This window comes from Citrifermentans bremense R1 (genome assembly GCF_000426865.1).
Lineage (GTDB): Bacteria > Desulfobacterota > Desulfuromonadia > Geobacterales > Geobacteraceae > Geomonas > Geomonas bremensis.
Map to the genome: position 1 here is coordinate 103751 of NZ_AUGE01000002.1, position 25160 is coordinate 128910.

The 25160-nt window shown below is 62.2% G+C and carries 20 protein-coding genes; 4 read left to right on the top strand and 16 right to left on the bottom strand.

Annotation, left to right across the window (positions count from 1 at the left end; all coding sequences use genetic code 11):
* Positions 1–51: 51 nt before the first annotated feature.
* The 10 genes from K419_RS22695 to K419_RS0102895 all read right to left on the bottom strand — a co-directional run bounded on the left by K419_RS22695 (position 52) and on the right by K419_RS0102895 (position 14521).
* Entirely contained in the window at positions 52–5262 is a 5211-nt protein-coding gene (locus K419_RS22695) for a choice-of-anchor D domain-containing protein (RefSeq protein ID WP_051292845.1), read from the bottom strand.
* Positions 5263–5285: 23 nt separating this feature from the next.
* Entirely contained in the window at positions 5286–5564 is a 279-nt protein-coding gene (locus K419_RS0102855) for a lipase chaperone (protein ID WP_026840245.1), read from the bottom strand.
* A 42-nt stretch (positions 5565–5606) separates the two neighbouring features.
* Positions 5607–6287 carry an FKBP-type peptidyl-prolyl cis-trans isomerase gene (locus K419_RS0102860; RefSeq protein ID WP_026840246.1) on the bottom strand — a complete coding sequence of 227 codons (681 nt, stop codon included), beginning with the start codon at positions 6285–6287 and terminating at the stop codon, positions 5607–5609.
* Position 6288: 1 nt separating this feature from the next.
* Entirely contained in the window at positions 6289–8205 is a 1917-nt protein-coding gene (locus tag K419_RS23430) for an NHL repeat-containing protein (protein WP_226377612.1), read from the bottom strand.
* A gap of 472 nt (positions 8206–8677) precedes the next feature.
* Complete coding sequence (locus tag K419_RS0102870) at positions 8678–9580, bottom strand: Ppx/GppA phosphatase family protein (protein WP_026840247.1); 903 nt, start codon at positions 9578–9580, stop codon at positions 8678–8680.
* Complete coding sequence (locus K419_RS0102875) at positions 9577–11250, bottom strand: Na/Pi cotransporter family protein (RefSeq protein ID WP_026840248.1); 1674 nt, start codon at positions 11248–11250, stop codon at positions 9577–9579. Before K419_RS0102875 ends, K419_RS0102870 begins: the two co-directional genes overlap by 4 nt.
* 140 nt (positions 11251–11390) lie before the next feature.
* A complete protein-coding gene (locus K419_RS0102880; protein ID WP_015837447.1) occupies positions 11391–11666 on the bottom strand; it encodes an HU family DNA-binding protein in 276 nt (91 codons plus the stop codon).
* A 28-nt stretch (positions 11667–11694) separates the two neighbouring features.
* The gene (locus K419_RS0102885; RefSeq protein ID WP_026840249.1) at positions 11695–12777 is read right to left on the bottom strand and encodes a tetratricopeptide repeat protein; all 1083 of its coding nucleotides are present in this window, start codon (positions 12775–12777) and stop codon (positions 11695–11697) included.
* A gap of 42 nt (positions 12778–12819) precedes the next feature.
* A complete protein-coding gene (rlmD, locus tag K419_RS0102890; RefSeq protein ID WP_026840250.1) occupies positions 12820–14136 on the bottom strand; it encodes a 23S rRNA (uracil(1939)-C(5))-methyltransferase RlmD in 1317 nt (438 codons plus the stop codon).
* The gene (locus K419_RS0102895) at positions 14129–14521 is read right to left on the bottom strand and encodes a hypothetical protein (protein ID WP_026840251.1); all 393 of its coding nucleotides are present in this window, start codon (positions 14519–14521) and stop codon (positions 14129–14131) included. Before K419_RS0102895 ends, rlmD begins: the two co-directional genes overlap by 8 nt.
* A gap of 179 nt (positions 14522–14700) precedes the next feature.
* Between K419_RS0102895 and infA the strand changes: the two genes are divergently transcribed.
* The 4 genes from infA (at position 14701) to K419_RS0102915 (ending at position 16852) form a co-directional block, all read left to right on the top strand.
* Positions 14701–14919, top strand: a complete 219-nt coding sequence (gene infA, locus K419_RS0102900) for a translation initiation factor IF-1 (protein ID WP_012530490.1) — start codon at positions 14701–14703, stop codon at positions 14917–14919.
* A 149-nt stretch (positions 14920–15068) separates the two neighbouring features.
* Positions 15069–15632 carry an elongation factor P gene (gene efp / locus K419_RS0102905; RefSeq protein ID WP_012530489.1) on the top strand — a complete coding sequence of 188 codons (564 nt, stop codon included), beginning with the start codon at positions 15069–15071 and terminating at the stop codon, positions 15630–15632.
* Between the two features lie 3 nt (positions 15633–15635).
* Entirely contained in the window at positions 15636–16544 is a 909-nt protein-coding gene (epmA, locus tag K419_RS0102910; protein ID WP_026840252.1) for an EF-P lysine aminoacylase EpmA, read from the top strand.
* Positions 16545–16651: 107 nt separating this feature from the next.
* Positions 16652–16852, top strand: a complete 201-nt coding sequence (locus tag K419_RS0102915; protein ID WP_026840253.1) for a hypothetical protein — start codon at positions 16652–16654, stop codon at positions 16850–16852.
* Positions 16853–16939: 87 nt separating this feature from the next.
* Here the strand turns inward: K419_RS0102915 and K419_RS0102920 are convergent, their stop codons facing one another.
* From K419_RS0102920 to K419_RS0102945, 6 genes are read right to left on the bottom strand one after another with little or no spacing between them, the layout of a single operon-like run.
* Entirely contained in the window at positions 16940–17626 is a 687-nt protein-coding gene (locus tag K419_RS0102920) for a hypothetical protein (RefSeq protein WP_051292849.1), read from the bottom strand.
* Positions 17578–18831: a PilW family protein gene (locus tag K419_RS0102925; RefSeq protein ID WP_026840255.1), complete on the bottom strand. Its 1254-nt coding sequence runs from the start codon at positions 18829–18831 to the stop codon at positions 17578–17580. Before K419_RS0102925 ends, K419_RS0102920 begins: the two co-directional genes overlap by 49 nt.
* 5 nt (positions 18832–18836) lie before the next feature.
* Positions 18837–19187: a pilus assembly protein PilV gene (locus tag K419_RS0102930; RefSeq protein WP_264175566.1), complete on the bottom strand. Its 351-nt coding sequence runs from the start codon at positions 19185–19187 to the stop codon at positions 18837–18839.
* Between the two features lie 25 nt (positions 19188–19212).
* The gene (locus K419_RS21490; protein ID WP_035496830.1) at positions 19213–19707 is read right to left on the bottom strand and encodes a pilus assembly FimT family protein; all 495 of its coding nucleotides are present in this window, start codon (positions 19705–19707) and stop codon (positions 19213–19215) included.
* 45 nt (positions 19708–19752) lie between these two features.
* Positions 19753–24537 (bottom strand): Ig-like domain-containing protein, encoded by a 4785-nt coding sequence (locus K419_RS0102940; RefSeq protein ID WP_026840257.1) that lies wholly within the window; start codon positions 24535–24537, stop codon positions 19753–19755.
* Positions 24534–24836, bottom strand: coding sequence for a hypothetical protein (locus K419_RS0102945; protein ID WP_026840258.1), 303 nt, complete (start codon positions 24834–24836; stop codon positions 24534–24536). Before K419_RS0102945 ends, K419_RS0102940 begins: the two co-directional genes overlap by 4 nt.
* Between the last annotated feature and the right edge of the window lie 324 nt (positions 24837–25160).

Genomic DNA, 25160 nt, shown 5'->3' on the forward strand with positions numbered 1-25160 from the left:
GCGGCAGCGGTCCGGGGAGGGGTTCCCCCCTCCCCGGCTTGTCGCTCTTTTTTACTGTGCTACGCCCACCAGCGTGACGCTCTGGCTGTTGGTGTTGTTGTTGGCGTTATCGGTGAAATCGACACGGGCGTTGCGGGTGCCGGTGGTCCTCGAAGGCGCGAAGCTGACGCTTACGGTGCAGCTTGCTCCAGCGGCGAGCCCGGCGCCGCCGGTCGGGCAGTTGTTGTTGACCAGCGTGTAGTCCGCCGCGGCAGTCCCGTTCACGGAGATGCTGCTGACCAGCAGGGGAACCCCTCCCGTGGAAGTGAGGGTGATGGTCTGGGGCGCGCTGACCGAGCCGCGGGTCACGTTGCCGAAGTTGATCGAGGTGGGGCCGATCCCTGCCGCAGGTCCGCTCAGGCCGGTGCCGCTGATCGGTATGCTCTGCGGGCTCCCCGCGGCGCTGTCGTAGATGGACAGGATCGCGGAACGCGGGCCGGGCGCGGTCGGCCTGAATTTGATGTTGATGGTGCACGATTCGCCCCCTACCAGGGTGGGGGGGCAGCCGTTGGTCTGGGTGAAATCGCCGGGGTTGGCCCCGCCCAGTGCTATGTTGCTGACGGCCATCGGTAGGTCGCTGGTATTGAGTATGGAGACCACCTGTTTCGAGCTGTTGTTGTTCACCACCTGGGCTCCGAAGTAAAGCGCCTGGGAGCTGAGAGTGATGGTGCTCCCGAGCCCGGTCAAGGGGACCGAGAAGGTGCCGGTCGGCGTCCCGTTGAAGGGGTCGTTGCTGACGACGGTGAGGGCGGCGCTCTTCGCCCCCTCGGCAAGCGGGGTGAAGCTGACCGCGACGCTGCAGGATGCACCAGGTGCTACGGAAGCGCCGCAGCTGCTGGTGAGTGCGAAGTGGGTCGGGTCGGTGCCGGTAAGGGTGATGGAGCTTATCTGGAGCGCAGTCGCGGAGCTCGCGTTGGACACGGTCACGGTCTGCGGCAGGCTGACGGTGTTCACCAGCACGTTGCCGTAGGAGAGCGAGGCAGGTGCTACGCTCCCCACCGGCGCCACGCCGGTTCCCGCCAACGCCACGTTGAGAAGCGGGGTCACCGGGTCGTTTGTGGCTACAGCCATGGTAGCGGCGCGGCTACCGAAAGCCTGCGGGGTGAAGACCACGTCGACTGTGCAGGAGGCGCCGACCGCGATGGGAACGCTGCCGCAGTTGCCGGTCTGGGAGAAGTCCGCCGCGTTGCTCCCGGCGAACCCGATGCCGCTTACGACAAGCGGCGCGGTGCCGGCGTTGGAGACGACCACCTGCCTCGCTGCGCTCGCGCTCTTGGCGAACTGGCTGCCGAAGTTGACCGACGCCGGGTTGGCGACCGCGATGGGGGCCGTGCCGATGACGCTCAGAGGTACGATGGCAGTCGCTGCTGCCGGGCTCGTGGTATTGATGGCGAGGTCGGCCAGGACGGTTCCGGCAAGGCTCGGGGTGGCGCTAACGCTGATGGTGCAGCTGGCGGCGGGAGCGAGCGTTACCGGGCAGTCATGGGTGACGCTGAAATCGGCGACGGTGCCGCCGGTAAGCCGTATCGCCGAGACGCCCAGATCCTGGTTCCCCGTGTTGGCGAGAACGATCGTTTTGGCGACGCTCGTCGTTGCCACGGGCTGCGGATCGAAGGTGAGCTGCAGCGGGTTGAGCGTCGGGAGCGCTGAGGCGATGCCGGTGCCGGTGACGGGGACGGTGAGCGCCGGACGGGCCGGATCGTTGCTGTTCACGGTGACCGAGGCGCTCGCTGCGGCCGCCACGGTCGGGTTGAAGCTGACGCTGATGCTGCAGCTTGCGGCAGGCGCAAGCGTAGTGACGCAGTTGTTGGCGGTGACGGCGAACTCGCCGGGGTTCGCGCCGGCAAGGGTCACGGAGGTGACGGTCAGGTCGGAGCTGCCGCTGTTGTTAATCGTGACGGTCTTCGCCGCGCTCGCCGTTCCGAACGGCTGGTTCCCGAAGGAAAGGGATACGGGGGAAGTCAAGTCGATCGGAATCGCGGCTACCGTGGCGAGGTTGGACCATGCGGAGCGGCTGGTGGCAGCCTTCCACTCCGGCGTGTAGCTCGCTGGTGCGGCCGGAGTGTAGTTGTCGAGCGCCTGCACCCGGTAGTAGCTCCCAAGCGCCGGATCGACCGAGAGCTGCATAATCTCGCCGAACTTGGACGCCGGGACGCTGGCGGCGACGACCTGGGTGGACACCCCCGCCTGGAAGGTTGGGTCGTTGCTGATCTGCACCTCGAAGCTCGACTCGCTTGCCGAGTTGTCCTTGAAGGAAAGATCGACGTTGGGGCCGTTACTGACCGCGGTAAGCGCCGCAGGCGCTGTCGGCGGCACCAGGTACGACATGGAACGCATCATGTCGTTTTCCTCGTGGCTCAGGATGTGGCAATGCCAGACGTACTCGTGTCCGAAGTTGTACATCTGGTTGACCATGGCGCCCCCCAAATCTCCGCCGGTCTTGGGATCGGACTGGGAGAACCCCATGCCGGAGCCGATGGGGACCGTCGGGTTGAGCGGACGGACGCTGTCGGGGAGCGGGAACGGCACCTGCGGGGTGATGGGGCGCAGCGCGACGATGGTGTCCTCCAGCGGGCTCACCCTGATGGTGTCCTTCCACCCGAGCTCGTTGGCGTCGGGGAGCCTGATGATGCCGTCCCAGGAAACACGGTTCAGGATCTGCACGTCGAACAGGTGGAAGTGGACCGGGTGCGTATCGACCCCGTTGTGCGAGATCTTCCAGACCTGGGTGCCGCCCGGGGTGAGCTGCTCGGTGACCGGATCGACGTAGTTCTGCAGCACGAAGTTGGCGGTAGCCGCGTTGGTGAAGGGGAGTTCCAGGCCGAGCTTCGCCGCCATGCGGCCGAACTCGTCGAAGGAGGCCCCCATCTCGTCGTGGATCGCCTTGGGCTTCATGGGGAAGTTTTCCACCAGCGTGCCGTCGGGCTGTTTGAAGCTGATCGAGGTGTCGGTGATCCTGGAAACGCCCCAGGTGGGCCAGTTGGCCGGGAAGAGCTTGTTGTAGGTCTGGTTGTAGGCGCTCTGCCCCACGACGACCGGTTCCTGGGAGAGCGAGAAGGCTCCCGCCTCGGTCGGCGTGGTCTTGAACGCGCTCTGCAGCTCGGTCAGCATGGCCGGGTTGTAGTCGTCGGGGGGGGCGCTGCCGCCCGAGCCGGTGACGGTTATCTGCATCACGGTGCGGATGTTGGGGCCGAAGCCGACCGGGGTGCCGGCGATGCCGCCTATGTCGGTGCGGTCGGGGGCGCCGGTGTAGTAGTTGTACTGCGGCACCAGCGCCGGGAAGGCGGTGGGCGCGTCGTTGTAAAGGATCAGGGTCTTGCCGGCGTACTTGGAGAAGTCGACGATGACGTCGGCGCGCTCGGCCGGTCCCATGATGAGGGTGCCGCCGTTCACGTTGCCGAAATTGAAGGTGGTCGGGTCGAGGTTCCAGGAAACGGGCTGGTTCGGGAGCACCACCGGCGCGGGGAGAAGCCCCCCTTCGCTACCCACCTGGATGAAGGCGGGGCCGCGCAGGGCTGGGTCGGGTACCCCCCCTTCCCTCGCGTCGGCAGGCCAGTTCGGATAGGCCGGCATCTCCAGCGCCGGGACCATCTTCACCTCGGTATTGTCTGCGCAGGTGGGGCATCCCTTCTGGACGCTCGCGTCCGCCTGGTAGAGCTGCAGGTTGAGGAAGCGGTCGTGCGCCGCGTTAAGGATGCGCAACCGGTACGGCTTCGGGTCCACGGTCATCTTGGGGTAAGCGGTGCCGTTTACCACCATGGTGTCCATGAAAGCCTCGGCGCCCCAGGAGGTATCGGGGGTGCCGGGGATAAGCGGCGGCTGGCAGAAGCCGGCCACGGCGGGGTCGCAGGTAGGATCGTAGTAGGGATTCGCCACCGGCCCTTTGGCCACGCACAGGGGAAGCTGCGCGCCGTTTTCGCCGCAGACAGGGGTCGCCGGGTAGAACCAGGGGCCGTAGAACCAGCGCCCGTAGCCGCTCATGCCGGAGAGGTCCGGGTTGAAGGGGTTCTCTGCCGGCATGTAGACGTGGGGCCACCACAGGTCGCCGGTGTTCGCCGCGCGCTCGAACACCCCTTTGGCGTTGGGGGCGGAGGCCAGTGGGCCGGTCCCCCAGTTCCAGAGCGGGTCGGTCTTCTTCACGTAGGTCGGGCTCGCAGGATCGCCGTCCACGAAGGTCTTGTCCTGGATGATGAGCGGGATCTGGTCGGCGGGAATGGTCCCCGCCTTGAAGCTGCGGCCGTTCACCGTGCCGCCGTTCACCAGCGCCTTTTCGACGTCGTCCTGCAACAGGTACCCCGCCGCCTCGCCGACGTAGACGTTGAGGCGGGTGATCCCCATCGAGTGGTCATGGTAGAACATCAGCCTGGAACTCTGCTGGTTGGTCCAGTAGTAGGTCTGGGCCCCCTCGCCCGGGTCGTTGGTCGCTCCCGGCTCGGCGCAGGTGGTGGAACCGGCGCAGGCCGAGCCGGGGAAGCTCGCCTCGGTGATCATGGTGCCGTCGGCCTTGAACCACATATCCGGGACGTTGACCACGCTCACCCCTTTTTTATAGGAGGTAGCCTCGGCCGCGGGGGTGATCCACTGGTGCGGCGTGCCGTCGCTGATCCAGGGGGTGCGCCCGCCGTGCAGGTGCAGGTCGCCCCTGTTCTGGGTGTACATCTCGCAGTTCTGCGGCCCCATCGGGTCCGCCGGGTCCACCGGGGTGCAGGCAGGCCCCTCGCCGGAGCCCATGACCGTGGTGTCGACCGGAACGAAGAGGTTGCCCACGCTGCCGTTGGGGAGCCGGTTGATGAACTTGACCCGGACCGGCCGGTCCTTGGTCGCCATGATCAGCGGCCCCAGGTAATGGAAGGCGGATACGTTGGGATCGGTGGTGTTGACCTGGCGGTAGCCGCGCAGCGTAGTCGGGGGAAGGTCGGAGTGCATCTTCTCCGTGTACTCCCCGAGCTCCAGCTCGTAGTAATCGGACCCGGGAAAGCTCGTGGTGTCGGGTATGGCCACCGGCAGGTACTGCCCCAGGTTGTTCTTAGCCCCAGCGTTCAAGCCGGGGAGCGTGTCCACGAACTTGCGCAGGGGGGGCGAATTGGCCCAGTTCGGTGTCTCGTAGTAATCCGGCGTGTACCCTGGCGCCGTGTAGGGTGCAGCCTGCGCGGTCGCGGCCGCTGTGGAGAGGACAGCGACGGCAAACGCGAGGCAGATGTGCTGCAAGAATCGCCTGCTCATAGATTTCTCCTCCTGGATACATTTCATTGCCTGTCCCGGACCTGAGGGGCACCGCTTTCTTCCATGAGCTTCTTCCTCATTTCCGCGCCGCGCGCCTTGATCTCGCTTCTGAGCGCCCTCTCCCTGAGCGGAGCCGCGCTTTTTGCCGCAGCCGGCACCGCAGGCTTTGCCTCCGCCTCTTTGGCGCCTTGCTGCGACGCCGGTTCCGGGGCCGCCTGCGCCGTCGGTTCCGGGGCCGCCTGCGCCGTCGCAAGCGACATGGTCACGGCCATGGCCGCTATGGCTGACATCATTTTTTTCATTGCATCCTCCTGCGGGTGCTTTCAGATGGCCGCTTCCCGCTGTCAGTTGACCGCGAGAAGCTCTATTTCAAAGACGATGGTTTCGTTGGGGCCGACCTTGCCGTTTCCCTTGTTGCCGTAGGCTAACTGCGGCGGCAGGAAAAGCTGCCACTTGGACCCGGCCGGCATCAGCTTGAGCGCCTCCGACAGCCCCGGCAGCACCCCGTCCCCTACCCGGCGCCTGGCCGGCTCCCCTATGCGATAGGAGCTTTCGTACTCGAAGCCGGTGATCGAAGCGGTGCGGTAATGGAAAGTCACGCTGTCGGCCTCGGCGGGGCGCTTGCCGGTCCCTTCCTTGAGCACCCGGTACTGCAGGCCGCTTGGAAGGGCAACGACACCCTTTTCCTTCTTGTTGGCGGCAAGGAACTCCACCCCTGCCTTCTTGTTTTCCTGTGCCGCTTCCCCCCTGCTCTTCGCCGCTTTCCGGCGCACGTCGTGCTGATAGAAGCTTATGTACTTGCGCAGTTCCTCGTCGGACATGAGGAGTTTTCCGCCGGCAAGGGCGTCGCGCATCCCCTTCACCACCAGTTCCAGGTCGATATCTACCTCCTGCTGCTTCAGGTTGCCGATGAGGTTCACGCCTATGGCGTAGCTGGTCCGTTCCTTCGGGGTGGAAAGAGTTTCGGCCGCGTGGGCCGTAGCCGACGCGAGGAATACCGCCAGTAAAATGAAGAGGCATCGCATATCAGCGCACCCTGATCACGGTGTTGTCGTGCGCATCGGCAACGTAGAGCGTGGCGCCGTCGGTGGTGATGCCGTTGGGGTTCCTGAGCCCGGTGACGACGGCTCCGGCGACGCCGGTGGCAATGGCGATCCTGCTGACCGAACCGTTGGCCGCGTCGGTGACGAAGAGGCTGATGCCGTCGGTGGTGATGCCGCTGGGAAAGTTGAAGGCAGCGCCGGTAACCGTCAAGGGGGAGAAGGCGGAGCTTGCCAATGTGAACTTGCAGATCCTGTCGTTACCGCTGTCGGCGATGTAGAGGGTGGTGCCGTCGGTGGTGACGCCGTAGGGCGAACTTAAGCCCGCCGAGGGGGCCACCGCCGTCGAGACCGCGCCGGTGGCGATAACGATCTTCCTGATGGCGTTGTTCCCGCTGTCGGCAAGGTAAAGGTTGGTCCCGTCGGTGGTGATGCCGTTGGGGGAATGGAACCTTGCCGCGCTCCCGGCGCCGTCGGCCGAACCGGTTGCCCCGGCCGTGCCGGCCAGCGTGGAAACGGCTCCGGTGGCGATGACGATCTTCCTGACCGTGTTGTTGCCGGTGTCGGAGACGAAGAGGTTGGTGCCGTCGGTGGTTATGCCGCTTGGGAACCTGAAGGAGGCTCCGGCGCCGGTGCCGTCGCCGGAGCCGGGGCGGTCGGGAGTTCCGGCGAGCGTCGTCACGGCACCCGTGGCGATGGAGATCTGCCTCACCGTGTGGTTGTTGGTATCGGCCAGGTAGACGTTTCTGCCGTCGGTGGTCAGGTCGTAGGGGGAGGTGAAGGCAGCCGCGACCCCTAAGCCGTCGGCGGATCCCACCGTCCCGGCGAGGGTGGAGCTGGCCCCGGTGGCGACGGCTACCTTGCGCAGCAGATCGTTTCCTGCGTCGGCCACGTAGAGTACGCCTGCGTTCAAGGCCACGCCGGCAGGGGCGCTGAAGCGGGCCGCGCCCCCCACAGCATCGGAGCTCCCGGGGCTTCCACCATCGTCGCCAGCCAGGGTGGAAACCGCCTGAGTGGCGATGTCCACCTTGCGCAGGTTGTTCCTCTCGGCGTCGGCGACGAAAACGCTGGTCCCGTCGGTCGCGATGCCGGCCGGCGACTCGATCCCCTCGGCAGGCTGCACCAGGGTGGAGACCACGCCGGTTGCGATGATGATCCTCCTGATCGCGGAATTGCCCTGATCCGCGAGATAGAGGGATACGCCGTCGGTGGCGATGCCGCGCGGCGAGTTGAAGCTGGCAGCTATGCCGGTGCCGTCGGCGAAATCCTGCAGGCCGCTGCCGGCAAGGGTTGTGACCGCAGCCGAGGCGAGGACAATCTTGCGTACGCGATGGTTGAGGCCGTCGGCGACGTAAAGGTTGGTCCCATCGGTGGCGATGCCTGAGGGGGAGCTGAACCTGGCTGCCCCCCCAGTGCCGTTAGCGGAGCCTACGCCCCCCGCGGTACCGGCCAGTGTGGTCACGGCGCCGGTAGCGACGTTAATGCTGCGTATGGTGTTGTTGCCGGTGTCGCTGACATACAGCGTGGAGTTGTCGCTGCTCAAGGCGATGCCGTTGGGGTAGTTGAACCTCGCGGCAGCCCCGGTGCCGTCGCCCGAGCCGGTGATCCCCGCAAGACCTGCGATCGTCGAGGTGGCCCCGGTAGCAAGGACGACCTTACGGATGACGCTGTTGCCGGTATCGAGGACGTAGAGACTGGTCCCGTCGCTGGCGACGTCGCCGGGAAAGCTGAATCGCGCCTGAGACGCGGCGCCGTCGGTGGAACCGGCGCTACCGGCGAAGGAGGTCACGCTATTGGTCAGGGCCAGGGATCTCCCCTGCAACGCTCCACCCATGCTGGTCAGCTGCGGCTCGCCCCCCCCGCCTCCTCCGCCGCCACCGCACGAGGCCAATGCCATCGTCATAACAGCCGCGAAAGCTACCTTTAGCAAACGTTTCAAACTCATTCTTACCTCCACTTCCTGTTAATGGTTCATCTGCTAGCAACAAAAGGTTAGTTGGGTAACTATCAGCAACCTGATTTTCGTACGACAGCCAGTCGTTGAATCAGGCAAAGCAGCCCATTGTCAGTCTTTTCTAGCTGAAAAGTTTCAGACATTGTGCAGGTGCTGTGCCTACATTTGAAAATTAAAAGATATGACAGTAGGTCAGGTAGTTACGAGATGGGAGCGTGGGAGAAAATGAAACGAAGGTTGCGCTTTACCCTAAGAGGAAAGGAGCTAGCGAAGAAAGCGAGGAATGTAAATGGTTGATTTACAGTGATTTTACGGAAGGGTGCAAAAAATAGTACAACTGTCGCTTTTTTCGCACCCTTTCGCGCTGCCACGCAAAGGCAGAAAAGGGAGTCATCAGCGGCAGACGCAGCGTGAACCAGGCTCAGACCCCGAGAATCAACCCTTCGAGCAGCCCTGAGTCACTCACCTTGAAGGTCTCGAAGCCGAAGATGCGCATGGTGGTGAGAACCACCAGCACACCGGCAATGATGAGGTCCTCGCGCCCTGGTTCCAGCCCCTTTACTTCGAGCCTCTGTTGCGGCGTCAGCGGCAGTAGCTGCCGGTATATCTTTTCCACGGCGGCAAGCGGCATGGTGTAGTTGTTCACCCGCTTGTAATCGTAGTCTTCCATCCCCATGTCTATGGCGGCAAGTGTCGTGGCGGTCCCTGCGGTCCCTACCAGGGTCGACTTCCTGAAGCGTTCCTCGAGCCCCTGCGCAGCCAGGTCCTTTTGCAGCGCGGTCAGCTCGCGACTGATCTTGTCCTCCATCTCTACGACCCCGACCTTCCCTTCGGTGAGCCTGACCACGCCGATGGGGAGGCTGCGGGAAAAAACCGGCTGCAGATCCGAGGCAAGGGTGTACTCGGTGCTCCCGCCTCCCACGTCGAAGACAGCCAAGTCGCAATCCTTGCGATCCAGGATCGAGCCCACCCCTCTCAGCGTCAGCACCGCCTCCTCCATGCCGTCGATCACCTCCAAGGCGATGCCGGTCTCGGCAAGCACCCTTTGCACGAACCCTTCACCGTTTTTCGCGTCCCTGACGGCGCTGGTGGCGACCGCCCGAAGCCGGACCACGCCGTGGTGCGACATGTCGAGCGCGAACTCCTTCAAGGCGGCGATGGAACGAAGCTGCGCCTCCTCTGATAGCCCGCGCTCGCGGGTAAAGCCCCCCCCGAGCCTGGTGATGATCCGTTTCAAAACTATCTGGCGGTAGGGGTCCCGGCCGGCGATGAGCAGCCTCGCCGTGTTGGTGCCAAGGTCTATGGCGGCTACGGTGTGGTTCATGCGGCGATTCCTTTTTTCTGGGAGATGATGGAGAAGCAGAGTTCGGAGATCTTGCAGAAGGCGATGATCATGTCGCCGTAGAGAAGCCCCGCCACGATGCTGCACTTGCCGACTTTAAGCCGGCGCAGATGGCTCGCCTGCAGCTCCTCTTGAAGCAGGGCCACCTCAGCGCGAAGGGGGGCCGGGTCCTCGTCCTCCTCCCCTTTAAGGACTCGCTCGCAAAGGGAAACGACTTCCCCCACCTTGGTGGCGAAGCGCTTCAACTCCTCCATGGCCGAGCTGGAAAAGCGGAGCCGTTCCTCTTTCTTGCGCACCAGGTAGTTCAGCACCGCCTCGGTCTGGTCCCCCACCTGCTCCATCTCGTTCACCATCTGCAGCATGGCAGGTATCTCTACGGCCCGCTCCAGCGAGAGCGTCTCCCTGGAAAGCGCCACCAGGAAATGGGACATGTCGCGGTGCAGCACGTCGAGCACCAGTTCCTTGTCCCTGATCGCGGCGACGACCTTCGGGTTGTAGGAGTCGAACTGCGACACCAGTTCGCGATACATGGCGGCGGCGAGCCCCCCCATGCGGGAGAGTTCGCTCCAGGCCTGGACCAGTGCGATAGTCGGCGTCTTGATCACCCGCGTGTCGATGAACCTCGGGCGCGGTTCGCTCTCGGAGCGCCTGGCAGGTAGAAGCGTTTCGGCGGAACGGGTGAAAAAGCCGAGCAGGGGAAGAAAGATCAAGAGCGACGCGACGGTAAATATGGTGTGGGCGTTGGCCAGGTGCCTGGCGACGTACGGCCGCAGCGCCTGGGCCACCGCATGCGGGGCGGCGCCGGATTGCTGTAAAAGCGACAGGTCGCCTGGGGAGACGGCATTGATCGCACGCAGGAAAAGCGGGAAGAAGAGGAGCCCGAGCGCGATGGCGCCCCAGCTGATACAGAGGTAGATGACGACCGCCCTTTTGGCGGTTTGGCTCCCCCCGACGGAGGCGATGAGCGGGATCAGCGCCGCTCCAGCCACCTCGCCGATGACCATGGCGATGGCGGCGTCATAGGAGAGGACTCCCGCCGAGGCAAGCGCGATGACGATTCCCAAGGTCGCGCTTCCCGACTGCACCAGGAAGGTCAAGAGCGCCCCCAGGAGCACTGCAGCCAGCCGGATCGAGGGAAGCCCCTCGCGCATCCCGGAGATGATGGCGCTTTCGCTCAAGGGAAGCGATGCCCCCTCGATGATGGAGAGGCCGAAAAAGACGAGCCCCACCCCCAAAAGCAACCCGCCCAGTTGCGACAAGCGCCTGCTTTTGGAGAAGAAGCTCAAAAGGACCCCGACGGTGATGGCGGGAAGCGCCAGCGCCGTGACCCGGAAGGCGATGATTTGAATGGCGAGGGTGGTGCCGATGCCGGTGCCCAGAAGCACACCGAGGGCCTGGTACAGCGAGAGGAGCCCGGCGTTGACGAAGCCGACCACCAGGACCGAGGCGGCACTGCCGGACTGCAACAGCGAGGCAAGGCAACTTCCGACCAAAGGCGCGGTGAGGCGGTTACCGGTTGCCTTCTCCAAAAGCCTGCGGAGACGTTCCCCGCTCACCTTTTGCAGCCCCTCCGACATGGTGCGCATGCCGAGGATAAAAAGCGCCAGCCCGCCCAGCCCCTCGATAATGTAGGACCAATAAGTGGGGACCATATGAAAGTCGTGGCTCCGAGGTTTGGGTCAACTTTGAAGTTGAGCCGTTGACAAGTGAAAGGCGCCTTGCGGGCGTGCGCTACCCGGAAGGCGCCTAATGGGCCAAAAAAGGTGAGACCGATCTGCTCCTAGCTTTAAGCCTAGCTGGAGACTTTCTCTTTCAGTTCTTTACCGACCTTGAAGAAGGGAAGCTTCTTCGCCTTGACGGAAATGGATTCGCCTGTCTTTGGATTTCTGCCGGTGTAGGCGTCGTACTCTTTCACCACAAAGCTTCCGAACCCCCTGATCTCGATCCTGTCGCCGGACAAAAGGGCGTCGGTCATCGAGGCGAAGACTGCGTTGACCACCTCCTCGGCCTTCTTGAAAGAGAGGGTTTTCTTTGCGGCGAGAGATTCAATGAGTTCCGATTTGTTCATTGTGCACCTCCGGAGAACCGTATTTACGTTAGCAGCATCCTTTTAAGTACTTTTTGGCTAGGTATTTGACTTCCTCGGTACGTCCCTGGCTCCCCAGGATCGGGACCAGCTTCTCGGCGGCGGCGCGCGCCACGGCCGGCATCTCCAGCGCCTTCGACCACATCTCGATCGCCTTCGCCTCGTCCCCCGTCGTCTCGTAGAGCTCGCCCAGCATGAACTGCGCCTGGTCCGCCATCACGTCTTCTGCCTGCATCCGTTCAACCAGGGCGATCGCCTCGGCATACCTGCCGCCGCCGGCCAGAAGTTGCACCAGCGCCATGTAAACCATGCCGTTTTGCGAGTTGGCCGAAAGAGCACGATTCAAGAGGCTTTCGCTCTCATGAATGCGCCCGGCCCTAAACATTATAAGTGCCACTTCGTATAATACAATGTCATTTTCACCAGATAACAGCATTTCTTGCAAAACGGGAAGTGCATTAGCGTCCTTTCCGTCGTGTATCATGAGATAGGCTTGGGCAAATTTGCTTCCCATGGCGCCGTAACGGGCTGGGAGGTCGCCGGGAAGCGGCGCCACCATGAGGTGGAACTGGTCTTCTTCCGCGAGATCGAATCCGGCGGGCTCAGCCTCCAGAGGCTTTTGGTGTGCATGGGTGCCGCAGGAGGTGCAGGAGCCTCCGCCATGCGGCTTGTAGGGGCCGGCAACTTCCTTGGCGGGAGCGGCGGCAGCCGTGGGAGCAGCGGCAGCGGCAACGGGCGCGGACTGGGGCGCGTTCCCCTGCTGCACCCTGGCAAGCCCCGCCGTTGCCTTGGCCTTGATCCGCTGGTCCGCTGCCAGTTCGCCAGCAAGGGTGAAGTGGTCGAACGCCTTTTGCAGCTCACCCTGGTTCAGGGAATGCTCCCCCTCCTCCAGGTTGAGCTCGCCCAGGCGGTTTCCCGAGTGGTCGAGCCCCTGGCGTATTTCGCCCTGGTCGGTGGCGGCGTCAGCGGGGCAAAGCCTCAGCGCTTCGAGAAAGTCGACCCGGGCGTCGGCATAGCGCTCCGCCGCCAGGAACTTTGCGCCCTGGGTCTGGTAGTAACGATGATCCTTCTTCTTGAAAAGTCCGAATAACATGAGGCCCTCCGCCTTTACATAAACCTGTATTTATTTTGTATTTCAATCCCGAATCAGTTCGGTCACGCTCTCCAGGTGGTAGGTCTGCGGGAACATGTCCACCGGCTTGGAGCGGGCGACCCGGTACCCGGCCCCGCGGAGCTGGCCCAGGTCGCGCGCCAGGGTGGCGGGGTCGCAGGACACATAAAGGATTCTTTCCGGCGCCAAAAGCGCCAGTTCCCCGGCAGCTTCGGCGCCGGCGCGCGGCGGGTCGAGGACGACCAGGTCGAACTTTTCCTTGCGCTTTGCCAGCCGCCGCACCGAAAGCGCCGCGTCACCAACTTGGTAGCTCGCGTTGAGGGCGCCGTTTGCCTCGGCGTTGGCCGCGGCGTCGACGATCGAGGGAGCGTACCCTTCCACCCCGACCACTTGGCCGACCAAGGGCGCGATGGGAACCGAGATGTTGCCGTTGCCGCAGTAAAGGTCGAGCACCCGGGCACCTTCCCGCAGCGCCCCCCACTCCCCCACCGTCTTGATCAGTTCCAGGTTCTGGCGGTAGTTGACCTGGGAGAACCCCCCGCGGCTGAAGCGAAGCCGCACCTCGCGCGACCCGGGAAAAAGCCGGGCGGGAACCCCGTAGCTCAGGGAGTCGACACCGAAGACGGCGCTCATTTCCCCCTTCTCCCCGGTCTTCAGGTAAGCTCCAGTTACAGAAGGAAGCTCCGGTCGGGCGGCAAGAAGCCGGTCCGAAAGGGAGGCGGCGTCTTGCCCGCGGTAGTGGACGACCGCGATGGACTCGCCGTCGTCGCCCATGGCGAGATCCACTTGGGATATCCCCTCAGGCTGCGGCAGCCTTGGCAAAATCCCCCTGACTTCGGCCAGCACCTGGTTCAAAAGGGGCGCAGCCAACGGGCACCCGGCGGCGAGATCGACCACGTCGTGCGAGCCGCGCTTGAAAAACCCCAGCGTCGGCGAGCCGCCTTTACGGGCGACCTTGAGCTGGATCCGCGAGCGGTAACCGTAGCACTCAGGCGAGGGGGAGACCGGCAAAACCAACTCGCGCGGCACCTTCCCGATGCGCGCCAGCGTATCGGCAAAGATCTCCCCTTTCTGCTTCAACTGCTCGGCGTAGGGGAGGTGCTGCCAGTCGCACCCGCCGCAGACCCCGAAATAGGGACAGGCGGGTTCGGTGCGCAGCGGCGAAGGCTCCAAGAGCTCAACCACCTCGGCCTCCGCGAAAGAGCGCTTCTCCTTGACCACCCGGACCCGGGCCCTGTCGCCCGGCGCGGTGAGCGGAACGAAGCAGGCCTTGCCGTCGATGCGGCCAAAGCCAGCGCCGCCGTAGCAAAGCCTCTCGATTTCGACTACCGCCTCAGCCACGGTAGCCGCCGACCACAAATGCCTTTCTCTTGCCCAGGATCCGCTTCAATTCGGACTGTACCAGCTTGCGGGGAAACTCCGAGCCGGAGAGGTATGAAAGCGAATGGTCGACAAAGTGCTGGATCACCTTTTCGACGGTCCCCGGGATGTCGTCGGTGGCGACCCCCTGGTGTTCGATGTCCTTGGAATAGCTGACGCTGCCGCCCAAAAGCTTGGCGGCGTCGCGGTGCGCGGCCGCGTCCTCGAAAAGGTCGGCGCTAAGCGGCACCTCACAGCAGATGTTGATGCGAACCTGATGATAATCGCCGAAGTAGCGGCGCGTGGCATCGAAGAATCGAACGGTGAGCCCGTTGGCAAGCGGGATCTCCCTGATAAGTTTTTTCATGTAAAGCGGGGCTCCTTGGAAAATCTCGCCCTATTTCTAGCATGTTATGAAAATCCTGTAAATAGTGTATGCTGCAGGGGGCGAAATCCTCCAGAGAGAGAAAACCAGCTTGCAATTTGCGATAAATATTTGTAGACTCACAGATTGTTAAAGAAGCCACCCAACGGCCAGGAGAAAAAATGAGCAAGGAAGAAGCAATAGAAGTAGAAGGAACGGTAATCGAGCCGCTTCCGAACGCGATGTTCAAGGTCAAGCTGGAAAACGACCACATGGTGCTGGCACACATCTCCGGCAAAATGAGGAAGTTTTTCATCAAGATTCTGCCCGGCGACAAGGTGACCGTCGAACTCTCGCCTTACGACCTTAGCCGCGGCCGCATCACCTACCGCGCCAAGTAGTCCTCCCACAAGTCTTCGGCGTCTGTCCCAGCCATCTTCCGATCAGCTGCAAGGCATAACCGATATAAAGGACCAACGGGTTTAGCCCGCCGCCTCTCGCTGCGCGCTGGATCTTTATTTAATTTCACCAGATAGAGAAGGAAGAGCACATGTATACTGCAGCCGATCTGAAAAAAGGGCTGAAGATCGCCATCAACGACGAACCGTACATCATCACCCACTTCGATTTCGCGAAACCGGGCAAAGGTCAGGCGCTTTACCGGACCAAGATGAAGAACATGATCACCGGTTCCACCATGGACCGCACCTACCGTTCCGGTGAAACCTTCGAGCCGGCCCGCCTGGAAGACCGCGTGATGCAGTACCTGTACAAGGAAGACGATCACTACTGCTTCATGGACAACGACACCTTCGAGCAGATCCACATCAGCGAAGAGGCCATGGGCGACGCCAAGAACTACCTGATCGACAACCTCCAGGTGGACGTGCTCATCTTCAGGGAGAAGGCCATAGGCGTCGACGTCCCCAACTTCGTCAACCTCAGGGTGGTGCAGACCGACCCCTGGGTCAAGGGCGACACCTCCGGCAGCGACTCCAAGCCCGCCACCGTCGAGACCGGCTACGTGCTTCGCGTTCCCCCCTTCATCGAAGAGGGAGAACTGATCACCATCGACACCCGCACTGGCGAATACTCCACCAGGGTAAAGGGGTAACGCATGGGAAGCTGGCCCCTGGCCAGGCGCCGCCAGGCGCTGGTCGAACGGGGGGCGATCTTCGGCAGGATAAGAGAGTTTTTTCAAGAAAAGGGGTATCTCGAAGTCGAGACCCCTTTTCGCATACCTGCCCCCGCCCCTGAAGCCCAGATCGACGCCATCCCCGCCTCGGGATGGTTCCTGCAGACCTCCCCGGAACTCTGCATGAAGCGGATGCTTGCGGCAGGCTACCAGCGCATCTTCCAGATCTGCCGCTGCTGGCGTGACGGCGAGCGCGGCGTGCGACACTTGAGCGAGTTCACCATGCTGGAGTGGTACCGCTCCAAAGCCGATTACCTGGTGCTGATGGAGGAAACGGAAGCGCTCGTCCAGCACGCCGCCGCAACCGGCAGCATAAGCTACCGCGGACAGCAGATAGCACTTAGCGGCAAGTGGGAGAGGATCACCGTCGCCGACGCCTTCCTGCGTTACGGCGGCATCTCCATGTGGCAGGCGCTTGCCGACGGCACCTTCGACGTAATCATGGTCGATCGCATCGAGCCCAATCTCGGCCTTGCCCGCCCCACCTTCATCTACGACTATCCGGCCAGCTGTTCCGCCCTCGCCCGATTGAAGCCTTCCGACCCGACCGTTGCCGAGCGTTTCGAGCTCTACATCGGCGGACTCGAAATAGCCAACGCATTTTCCGAACTGATCGACCCGGTCGAACAGCGGGCGAGATTTGTAACTGCGGCCGCCGAACGTGCGGCGCAGGGAAAAGCCGCCTATCCCATGCCGGAGAAGTTCCTATCCGCCCTAGACGAGATGCCGGAGGCCGCCGGGATAGCATTGGGAGTCGACCGGCTGGTCATGGTGCTGCTCGATGCCGAAACTATCGACGAGGTAGTCGCCTTCACGACGGAAGAGCTTTAACCCCCTCTACTAACCCTCCCCCCCCCGGCGCGTTGCAATTTGTCATGGCCGCATTGCAATTTGTCATGACCGCGTGCTAACTTGTCACGACCGCGTGCTAACTTGTCATGACCGCGTTGCAATTTGACATGACCGCGTTGCAATTTGACATGACCGCGTTGCAATTCGACATGACCGCGTTGCAATTCGACATGAGCGCGTTGCAATTCGACATGGGCGCGTTTCAATTTGTCACGTGCGCGTTTCAATTTGTCACGTGCGCGTTGCAATTCGACATGAGCGCGTTGCAAATTTACCTGAGCTCGTGACAAATTTACCTGAGCTCGTGACAAATTTACCCTAGCCCGCTTGAAATCCGACGCGAAGCTGGCTCCGTGAGGTTGGATAGGAGAAGATCAGTACGAGTACAGCACGGTGAGCGCGGCTTTTTCTCTGGGGTTTGCAATGCTCTCGCCTTGCGTCTCGATGCGGTACAGCGCCGGCACGTGTTTCGGGGAGACGCCGGAGGAAGCGCCTGTGACTCCGGCGGCGCTGTCGAGAAGCTCGACCCCTGAGGTGTCGGAGTTGCCGGGCTGGGTGTCGACGATCTTTGCGTAGACCTGGTAACCCGGCCCCTTAAGGCCCGGCAATTTGAAGGTCATATCGGGGGCTTGCTTGGGGTCGGGGCTCTGGTTCCCGGCTTGGCAGGCAGCCCATCCAGAGGAACGGAGGGAAAGTTTCTGCCCAAGGCAAGCATCCGAACTGAGCCCCAGGGATAGCGCAATGAAATCGTTCTTGATGGCGGCTCCGGGGGTTGAGGAGCCAAACATGCGGGGGATGAGTTCCTTGGTGATGAGCTGGACACCGCCGTGGGATGCCTCAAGAGCGGTCTTGTAGCGCTTGTGGGCGGCGGAGACCTTGGTCTGCATCAGTACCAGGTAGAGAACGGCGAGGGCGATCGCCAGCGATATCAGCGCCAGCAGCAACGCCGTGACCAGGGCAATGCCACGTTCGTTGCCGAGTACGGTGACGGGGTTGCTCCAGCTCCCCTTCTTTACTGAACCAGGTTCTTCGGGCGCGTCACTATGGTGTAGAGCTTCCAACGGTATTTTCTCCAGTCATTGGTGAATAAGGTCGCCATTTCAGTTGCGCTCAGGGTCCTGCCCGAGGTGGTGGGCCTGGCACGGTCGCCTACCTGTATCGAATCCCCGGAATAGTTGAACGAGTCGTCCCGCCGCCCTTCCTGCACCAGGAGGTAAACCCGCACAACTTTGACATGGTCTCTGATGTCGGCGGCGTCGTATGAGTTGAGCGTGGAGCCGGAAAGGTAGCTTATATCTCCGTCGTCCTTAGCGTCATATTCAAATTCGACCTGCAGGTCGGCCACGCAGTTTAACAGAGGGTACGACGTCGCGAAACGGCCGGTGGCCTGGTCGACGACCGCCTTATAAAGGATGCCTGTGCCGGGGTTGCAGGTTGGAGGCGCCGATGCCGGGCGGGACAGGTAGTAGTCGGTGCGGTGGTAAGGCATGCGCAAGACGCTCCCCAGGCCGGGGCTGTTGGCGAGACCGTAGGCGGTCACGATATGGGAACCGTCTGCCGGTTTGAAGGACTCGCCGGCAGGGAGCGCTCCGCCTGCTCCGATCTTGACCTCGAAATCAAGTCCGTCCATGAGCAGGATCTTCTCTTCGGCACCCGAGGTGGTGAAGGTGGAAAGGATGGCGGTGGCGCGGTCGCCGGGGCCGAGATCCTCGGCGTTGTACCACTTCTTGAGGTAGCTCTGATTTTCCGTACCGGTCGAGGAATAGTTCAGGTAGCTCCACTTGCGGCTGACATCGCCGGTGCCCCGGTTGAGGGCCGCCATGACCGAGCGGACCACGAGATAGTCAGGACCGCCGCTGACGTTGGCCGTATCGCTGCCGTTTACTTCCTTGCTGCAGGTTCCGGCCGCCAGGGCACGGATGTCGCCGCTGTCGACGGCGTTGAGGGAGGCGGAATCCATCCCCTGCGCCAGTGCCCCGTTCGCAGCAATCACCTCGGCATTGGCGCTTCCCCCCAGGTTTCGAAAGGTAATGGCCCCGGTGTAGCTCTGAAAGCGCCAGGGGAGGCCATAGCCGGCGTGCTCGATGTCGTAGCGCAATAGCTCCAGCCCCACGACCCCCTCGATGTTACTGACCAATGACGACGAGTTTTGGGAGGAGAGCGCGACAATGCGCTGGAACGCTTGGTTTGCCGCCAGGATCACGAAGAGGAAGATCCCCATGGCGACCAGCATCTCCGCCAGGGTGTAGCCGTTGTCGTTTCGCATCAGCTTCACTTGCCGTCCTTATAGCTGCGAACCGTCCTTACCTCGTGGAAGGAGGTCATGTTCTTGTAGGCCCACTTAACCTTCACGATGAACTGGTAGCTGTCGCTTGAAGGAATCTGAAGCGCCTCCCGTATCACCGTGTACTGTTTGTCCCCTCCTCGCAGCTGGCTCGCAACCGAGATAGTTTGCAGGGGAGTTACCGCCGACTGCGGCAGGCGCATCAACTGCGCCATCTGGCTTTCACCGATAAGTACCGCCTCGTCGCGCAGCTGGTTCTTGACGTTGCTGGCGGTGCTGAACCCTACCACCTGGAGCAGGCCGAAGAGGCTCACGATCACCACCCCCATGGCGACCATGACCTCCACAAGGGTGAAACCGGCGCTACCGGATGGTGATGTTTTCCGAACTGCATGCTGCTGATGCATTCCTTTTCCCCGTTTCTATGCGCGTGGGCGTGATGACCAAGGTGTCGGCCGCAGCCTCGTTGCCGGCTGGTTCGGTGCAAACGGCGTCGCTGTCCGCGCTGTCGCTGACGCCGGCCGCGTTGAACACGATCACGAAAGGATCCGACTTGAGCGAGAGCCTGTGCCGTAGTGTCTTTCTCTGGAGCGGGTTGCCGGTGGCGCTCCCCGAGGAGTACGCCGCGAAGCCGGTGGGGGTGAGCGACACAGCCCGGGCCCGCTTCTCGAAAAGAGCCTGGCTGCGCGCCGCTAGAAGATCGGCGTGCAGGGTCTTCACCTGCGCCTCAATGGAACTTTTCCTGGAGTAGCGGTTGAACTGGAGCGTCGCCAGGCTCAGGAGCACTGTCAGCATCGCCAGCACGATCAGGAGTTCCAAGAGGGTGAACCCCTTGCCTGCGGATATTGTGCGTTTCAAGCTTCCCCCTCGCCTCTTGTGCCCTTCCCGCTTCAGGAGGTGCCGCTAGTGTTCTTTGATGTGCATGATCCGCTTCACCGGCTTCAGGTTGCTTTTGGTGAAGATGGGGGGTGAATCCGCCGACGCTTTCCCGACCAGGGAATCGAACACCTCGCGCGGGTCCGTGTGCGGCGGCCGTTTTTCCAGGTCTAGCTCCTCGAAGCTCCCGGTGGAGAGCTGAACCAGCACCTTGCCCTGCAGCGCCGCGGCCGGGGGATTCCCCCCGGTATCGAACTTCGCCGCCCATAGCGCCGTGGTCCCCCCGAACCCGCAGGGGTCGGAGGTGGGTGCGTAGGTGGTGTAGTAGACCACCCCGTTGGTAAGCGCCACAGGATCGGTGACGACACGCTCAGCGCCGAGCGAGGCGGCAGTCTGCTCACCGGCGAGATTTATGTACCACCCCTGGTTGCTGATGCTGTTCGATATGGTGCTTGACTGGTTGGTCAGCTGCGACAGTGAAGTTCCTGAACTGCAGGAGGCATCGAGGCGGTCCGCTGAGGTGTAGCACGGATCCTTCACGCCGTAGAGCCGGCGCTGTCCGTCGTTGTCGTCCTGGTTGTAGTAGTAGCGCCCGGAGCCGAAGTAGAGCCAGAGGTTGTGGTTCTTGCGGTCCTGGAGCCGGACCACGCTGGTGGTAACCGGCCCGGTCCCGTCGATCACCTTGCTGAGCTTCCAGTTCCGGGGATTCGGGTCCTCGCCGGTAACAACCCGCAGCACCCCGCCCCCGGTCCAGGTGGTGCCTAAGAGCTGCGTGTAGCCGATGTAAATGGCGTCGTCCTGGTAGTGCCCCGGCGAGGCGGTGTTCCACCGGTCCGTGTCGGAGACGCCGCTCGTGATGGTGCCGGCGAAGGCGTTTGCTATCTTGCTGCCATCGACCAGGGTGTCGAGCACAGCGGCAACCGTGCCGTCCTCAAGGTTCAGCACGTAGATGGTGAGGTTTTGGGTCGAGGTCCCCTTGAACTGGTGGCTGGCGGTGTCAATGGGACCGGTAGGGCCCGAGGCGAGCACGGCGAACCACTTCCCGTTCTTGGACTTGTCGGGGGTGACGTTGTCCGCCTTGCGGGCGCTGATCTTCACGAGCGCCGCCCCTGCAGTGGAAAAACCGAGGTTCTGGTGCCCGAACTCCCACATAAGCGACGGCGACTCGGGCTGCGTGACGTCGAGGGCGAAGTAGGAGGAGTACCCGACACCTTTGGTGACATCGAGCGGGTCGAGGGCCGGGGTCTCGACGCAGTCGGTACCCTTGCACCCCGCACCTTTCATCTTGGACGCCCCGCCAAGCCCCATGCTCCCCACCAAGACGGTGCGCCAGTTGCTTCCGTCCGTGGCCTTGGCGCAGTTCCAGTAGTCGCTGCTGCAGCCGGCAGGCTTACCCATGCTCACGTCGTTGATGATGGTTGACCCGTCCACGTAGTAAAGGTGTTTGTATGCCGGGTCCGCGTAGTAGGTTAGATAGGGAAGCGCGTTTTTGGGGATGAAGGCCCACTGTTCCTCCCCCAAGCCGGTGCCGGAGAGGGAGGCCCGACGGTCCCCGGAACTGCTGACATCGAGTTTGCCAAGCTTGAAGGCGTGCAACATTCCGTCGTTGGCCCCGACGTACACCATGCCACGATTGGCATAGGCGGAACTGTAGATGAAGCCTGTTTTGTGCCGGTCATCGCCGTAGGAGGTGTCGCCGTATCCTCCAGGGACAGGGGTATTATAGGCATTTAGCTTCATCGTGGACTGCAGCTTGGGCGTCGAGGCAACGATGTCCCCCAAGCGCCAGACCCCTGGGGTTCCGCCTATGTTCACGGTGCGGTTTCGGTACCCCCCCTGGTCGGTCCCCGCAATATAGGAGATGATCTTGTCCGCCTCAGTCTGGTTGGCCGCCTGGAGCAGGCTGCGGGTGGAGGCGAGCGAGGTGTCCAGGCCGGTGAAACTGGTGAGGGTGCCGACAGTCTGGGTGTAGATGGTGCGCGGCGCGCTCCTCTCCCAGAGAAGTTTTCCGGCGCGCCAGATGCTCTTCACCGAGTCGGCGTCCACCTCATCGAGGAAGGTGTAGCTGTCGGCGACACCGTCCCCGTTGCTGTCGACGTCCGGCCTGCCGTCCCCCCGGGCGTCGCTGAAGCGCCGCGCCGTGGTCCGATCGAGCGAGGCATTGTAGCGAAATCCGACCACGTTATCCCGGCCGAGGTTCAGGTAGTGCGCCGGCGAGGGCGTCGCCTCGACGTAGTCGCTGTCCTCCCGCATGGTGCTGTTGCTGATGAAGGGATCGACGTAGTACCACATGTTATGCAGCTCCCCGATCCAATCCACAGAGGTCTGGGCGCCGAAGAAGCGTTTCGGGTAAAAGAGCGCCTGCAGCACGTTGGCGCCGCTCCCCTCGCTGTTGCTGAGGATGGAAGCGGCTGTGCCGGAGGAGACCCGGGCCAGGATGTCGTTGAAGGCGTTTTGCAAGGATTCGGCGAGGACGGAGCCGGTCTGGGCCTCGAAGTAGGTGTCCGGTATGCCGTCGCCGTTTTTGTCCCACTTGCGGGTCTTGTCCGGCCTGCCGGTGGAGTCGTAGTCGTCGTACCCTCCGTACTTGGCCGTCTTCTGAAGTATTTCCCGGCCGATGGCGGAATCGTCGAAGGCGAAGACCGTGTAGACCGTGATGTTCTGCTTGCCGGGAAGGACATTCTTCCCCAGGGTGGAGGAGCGCAGGTCGGTGTTATGGGCCCAGTAGGCTACCGCTTCCAGGTAGTAGCTCCCCGACTGGGCGTTGGCGCTCGCCGCGTACTGGCTGGGATACCTTTCCTGGCTGGCGATGCTGTCCATCCAACTCTTCACGTCGAGGCTTGGGTCCGTCACCTTGCCGGCCAGGTTGGTGGAGGCGCCCGGAAGGTTCTCGTCCTGAGTCGACTCCCCGTCCGTCAGGATCATCACGAAGTTCTTCTGGCAGGGATACTGGATCGGATCCCTCCCCGAGTAGGTCCCGCCGTTGTAGGCACTATCGGCAGCTTCGAAGTAGCGGCTGGCCTCGAAGAGCGTTTCCGCGAGCGGGGTCCAGGTGGAGGGATCGGTATTCTCTATCTGCGTGACCAGGTTGGTGCCGGTTGTCCCCAGATCGACAGCAACGTGACCGCCGTCCCTCACCGCGGTAACGCCGCTTTCGTAGCGGTAGCCGTCGTTAAAGAACATGAGGCCGAAATTTATCTTGTCCCGGTAGCCCGTGATCAGTCCGTCCTGCGGCGGATTCTGGCCGACGTAGACCTTGACGTCATAGCTTCTGTTGTTGGTGGTGTCCCTGATCACCTCAGTCGAAGTACCGGCACGGACGGTGTAGCGAACGTTGTTGTAGCTCTTGTAAAAGTCGCGGTCCGGGTCCTCCGCCGCGATGAGGTAGTTGGTCGTGTTGGTGGAACGCGACAGCGCCTTTCCTCCCACGAGCACCTTGCGAATGATGTCGACGCGGCGCATGGTGAGCCAGTTCAGGAAGTTGCCCGACCAAAAGGAGCTCTTGTTGACGGCGGCGGCAGTATCGGGCTCGAAGTAGGAGCCGCTGTACTTATACATCCTGGCGCTGTCGAAGTAGCCGAAGTAGGGAAAGGCCGGATCGTAACTGGTGTCGTATGAGCTGGTACCGGTACCGGGCGCCTTGTAGGCGAATTCGTACATGCTCCCCGAGTTGTCGACGATGAGGAGCAGGTTCGGCTTGACCCCTGTTCCGTCGTTGCTCACGTAGGGGGGAACCTGGCAGTAGTCGTTGAGAGAAGGTGGCGGGGTCGCCCCGGCAGTAGTAAAGGTCCAGACCTTCGCGCCGGCGAGGTAGTTGCCGGAGAGGTCCTGCACCGCAGTGGAAATGGTCACCGTATAGGTGGTACCTGCTGCAAGCGGCGCGGAAGGTGTGAAGGTGGCGACCCAGGTGGTGGGGTTATAGCTCACCGTGCCGCTCACACCGCTTACACCGAAGCTGCTGGACGATATGGTGCCGGCGCTGACGGCCTCGCTGAAGGTGGCGCTTATGGACGCGCCGGTTGCGACACCGGTGGCGCCGGAGACCGGGGTGACGGAAACCACCCTCGGAGCGATGCTGTCTAGCTTGAGGGTACGGAAGGTAAAGGTGTAATCTCCGGGCAACCGGTTCCCCGCTGCATCACCGACTGTGCTGCTTACGGTGACGGTGTAGGGCGTGTCGGAATTGAGGCTGGAGGTGGGATGGAAAGTGGCGATCTTTTGGGTGCTGTCGAGGGAAACCGTGCCGCTGACAGTGCCGCTATTGACGCTGATGCTGAAGGTGGTGATGCTGAGGGGGTCCATCACCTCGCTGAAGGTGATACTGATGTCGGAGGCAATAGGGACGTCGGTGGCGGAGCTGGCTGGGAAGGTTGCCGTAACCGCAGGAGCAGTGTTGTCCGTGGAAGGTTTCGGCTTGGTGGTGAAACTCCAGCTGTAATTGGAGCCGCTGCTGGAACCCATAGCGATGCCGCTTTTGTTCTTGACCCTGTAATCGATGCTGACCGTGTAGGTGGTACTGTACTGGAGGTTGTTCTTCAGGCTGATCTTGACCCAGTCCCCCTTTGAGTCGTTAACCAGGCTCACCGAATACTTGGCGCCGTTGTCGACGCTGATCCTGCCGGAGAAGCTGTCCTTGTCCATTCGGGCATCATCGAACTCAGCCCATATGGTGTCGACCACAGCTGGGTCAACATTGGTGGCACCGCTTGCCGGGGAAAGGGAACTGCCGAGGATCTGGGGTGCGGCAAACGCCGACGCCGCCAGGCAGCCGAAAATGAGGCAGGTGACTAAGGTGGCGAAAAGCGTCTTCATTTGGGTGCGTCCAGTATGGTAACGGTGAGAGCAGTGCCGTCCTTGGGGGCGATGCGCACCAGGGTGTGCGGCAGGACGCGGCGTTGAGGGACAGGGGCTCCCTCGTTGAAGAACCTTGTACTGTCATCGACTCTGATGCGGCGGGTATCGCCGTCAGCAAGCCGCACCGACAGATAACCTGCGTTGCGACCGGTGACGGTGCCGAGAAATTCCTCTTCTGCATGGCAGAGGGCGGCGACAAACAAGGTGGGGACGTAGATAGTCAGAAAGATGGGAAAGAGCCGTATCAAACGGTACATATCTGCTCCAATAACAGTAGCGGATCACAGAAGCCGTCCGCCGGCGCCGCTCCAGCGGTTCTGCCATTTAACGGTATACGCGGCTGAGGCAGTCAACAAAAAACCAGCAAAGATAAAAATATGAAAAATAATGTGCTGTTATTTCAGTCGTATACCACAACAATTAAGACCCGTCATCTAAATAATTTCATAACGCCATATCGCGACATTCGGCCAAATAACGTTGTTTATTGGTTAAATCTAAGTTGGATTGCAAGAGGTGAAAAAAGTCAGTAAGAACCAACAGGGGCTTCAGGGGGGGTACTGCGGGGAGCGCCACAGAGG